General features: G+C 54.4%; 2 pseudogenes. Both read right to left on the minus strand.

The annotated features are described in order from the left end of the window. Positions 1-207, minus strand: a pseudogene (locus AAC855_RS21115) (site-specific tyrosine recombinase XerC); the annotation flags it as partial. A gap of 134 nt (positions 208-341) precedes the next feature. After that, positions 342-1329, minus strand: a pseudogene (locus AAC855_RS21120) (DNA primase); the annotation flags it as partial.

Consider the following 1329-nt stretch of genomic DNA (forward strand, 5'->3'; position numbering starts at 1 on the left):
ATTCTTTTGCGCTGACAGATAACGTTGCCAGCTTTCCAGCTGGGCGAAACTCACCTGTTGCGCCGTGATGATCCCCCGTTCATCACACCAACGGACGAACTGCATCAGATTTGACTGATAGTGTAGCCGGGTGTCCCGCGTATAACGCAAGGTATCAAGGTGTTCAATGTAATTCTGGATATGTTGTCTGAGTGTAATCGATGCCATGAGAAGCCCCCTGTCTGTGTGAGAAGCACTGTGGTTACGATGGGATAAATTCATGTGGTGGGAACCGTGTTTTTTGAGGTTGTCCGACCGCTTTTCGGTGAAGCCTTGCTGTGTCTGCCTTTGCGATGATGTTGCTATGCCGACCGCCCGCCGACTGAACCCCGACCGGGGGGCGACCGCTGATGGATTGACCCCGACCAGAGAACGTCATACCTGCCCTGTCACGGCACGATAAGGCCGCACAGGTACGCGGTGTCACTGGCGGCGCCGTCAAACAGCAGTTCATAGGCGAACGTCAGCCCGCGCCGGTGCAACAGCAGATATTCCATTTCAACCAGCCGCGAGAGATGGATCTTTAACTGGGTATCGCCCCACTGCACCGCATCGCGCAACTGTTTGCGAGTAAAAATCATCTCATGCCGTGGCTGACCGCTGTCCCGTATCCATGCCTGTATCAGCAGTAACAGCTTGCGCGTCTGCGGTGGCATTTCGTCGAGCGTCCGGCCTAAGATTTCATGCGCCAACTGATTGGCAAGCCGGATATCGTCTTGGGTCACTTCGATGTATTCAAGTCGTCTGCCGCGATGTTCGGCCGTCTTGATTTCCCGCTAGTACTGGTGCAACAAGGCGATACTTTGGATCAGGGTGAGATATTTCATATGATCACGGCGGGTGCGGGTCTTATCGCTCATAAAGGTGAGCTGCCTGGCATACGGATTCACGACATTTAAGGGTTTCAGCAACCGCTGGGCATTTTGATGAAGCTGCGTCAGATAATCGCGCTCGTTCTCAGCCAGCAAGCCTTCGAGTGTCTGCTTCTGGCGCTGTAACGCATGGATCGCTTCGGTCTGTTCGCGGGATTCGTTGACGGTCAGCACCAGACAACGATTGAGCAGTTCTTCGTCAACATCGATCGCCGTTGTGGTGAGCATCAGCATCACCGGGCCTTTGACGGTGTAGCTTTTGGTGACCAGGTTTCCGGTCGCTTCATCCTTGCCCGTGCTTGCCATTGTCAGCTCACCGTCCGACTGCAACAGCTTGAGCGCATAGGCAGCCTGCCGCACCCCTTCTTCTTCCGCGATGGCTAATATTTTGTGCTGGAGATTGGTTTCACCGAGGTAG

The sequence above is a fragment of the Xenorhabdus bharatensis genome, from assembly GCF_037996705.1.
GTDB lineage: Bacteria > Pseudomonadota > Gammaproteobacteria > Enterobacterales > Enterobacteriaceae > Xenorhabdus > Xenorhabdus bharatensis.